Source organism: Thomasclavelia sp., assembly GCF_047249845.1.
Taxonomy (GTDB): domain Bacteria; phylum Bacillota_I; class Bacilli_A; order Erysipelotrichales; family Coprobacillaceae; genus Thomasclavelia.
In genome coordinates, this window is sequence record NZ_JBKTWO010000148.1 from 1 (window position 1) to 2012 (window position 2012).

The following is a 2012-nucleotide window of genomic DNA, read 5'->3' on the forward strand; positions in this document are numbered from 1 at the left end:
CCTATCCATCACAAATCTTACAAAGTCAAAATGGGATGGTTTATATTCGTAATGCTCAATATCTTTCATTGCCGCTTATCCAAAAAATCATTCGTGATTTTAGTCCTGAATGCAGCGATGATGATTTATATGCACTCTGCTTTGAATCGACAGCGAGAATTGTTTTTGAAGCAACGATGAATCATGAACAGAAACTTGATATTTTTCAGGATATCCCTATTATTTGTACAATGCCAACTCTCTATGAAAGATACAACGAAGAAAAAGAGGCATATATATACCGTTATTTCCAAAGTGAATCAAGAAAGATTGGGAAGAAAATTATTGTCAGTACAAACGTTATGGGAAAATTAATGGCTTATCAGTATACCGATAATATTGATGGCTTAAAAAACATTATCCAAATTATTTGTGCCAATGCCAATGCTGATCATCATCAAGAAGATCATTTAAAAATCTATACATATCATTTACCAGCTCCTCTTTTATCTGTTGAATCACACGATATGAATGAATATAAAAATGAATTGTCTTTTATAGATGTTCAAAATTATCAACAAGGACAAGAAAATCAACAAGTTGAAAAGATATTTGATTCTCTTTTACAAGATACAGAAAAGTTTTTTATGAGTAATGATGGTCAATTAGATGAATTTATGAATGTTATCAAAAGACATTATCATCAATATTTTGAATATCTACAATTCAATAAAAGATTTGATCAAAAACAGATTCGTCATATTGAATTGTCTATTAATGATATCTTTGATACTATTTTTGAAAATTACAATGTTAATGAACCAACTAATTTCACTTCACTCATATCAAAAAGTATTTATTTTATCAAAGAGAATAGGTCATTTATGAATACTTGGTTTACAACACATCATCAAAAAATTCATGAACTTTCTTTATTTATTCAGCAATCATTTAAAAATGAATATGAAATGATAGAGTGTATTCATCTTTATATCTATGATTCATTAGGTATTAAATTTGATGAAATCAATAAAACAATCTTTACTGTTTTGTTAGCTGATTATATTCGTGGGATGGTTAAAAAGAAATGTTTAGGTATTATTGTTTCCCATGGTTATTCAACTGCAACCAGTATTTCTGATGCAGTTAATACAATGATTGGAAGACATGTCTTTGATTCCATTGATATGCCAATAGAAACAACAACTCATGAGATTGTTGAGAAGATTAAACAATATTTAGTGAGAGTTGTTACAAAAAATGATTTATTGGTGATGGTTGATATGGGGTCTTTACACGATATTGGTGAATCATTAATGGCTGTTGCTCAAAGTGATATAGGTGTGATTAATCATGTTTCTACGGGATTGGCATTAGAAGCGGGATACTTGATCTTAAGAAATGAATCTTTAAAACATATTCTTGAAAAGGTCAATGATATCTCCCAAACTTCCTATCGTTTGATAGAGAATACCAAACGAAAACCAGCGATTATTTTCACATCAGAAAATGGGGTGAATACGGCACGTCGTTTATCAGAACTCTTTATTAGGAGTTTACCAAAGAATATAGATGTTGATATTTTAACATATGATTATTTTGAATAGATGGATTCAATTCAGCAAACAGATGTCTTTGAGAAGAAAAATATTTTATTTATCTTTGGTGTCAGTGATCCAAAGATACCAGAAGTTTCATTTGTCTCTTTAGAAGATATTATGAGTATGAATAAGGTGGATGAGCTTTATAGTGATTTTTCAATTTATTTAACTGCTCATGAAATTAATGAATTCAAAAGAAATTTAATGAAGAATTTCTCTTTAGAAAATGTCATGAAACATTTAACGATTTTAGAACCAACACGATTAATTGAATCTGTTTCTGAATCAATTGAGAAACTTCAAAAATTACTAAATGTTGAATTTTCTAATCAAACGATTATGGGTTTATATATTCATATCAGTTGTTTAATAGAAAGACTTGTAACAAAGGAAGCATTAGATTATGGAGATGTGACGAAGTTTGCTTTAGAG

At 29.0% G+C, this 2012-nt stretch carries 1 protein-coding gene and 1 pseudogene; both read left to right on the forward strand.

From position 1 onward, the window contains the following. Nucleotides 1–1586 (forward strand): annotated as a pseudogene (locus tag ACLR9T_RS14160) (hypothetical protein); the annotation flags it as partial. After that, nucleotides 1587–2012 (forward strand): PRD domain-containing protein (locus ACLR9T_RS14165; RefSeq protein ID WP_413110117.1); only part of this gene is annotated, 426 nt, incomplete at its 3' end.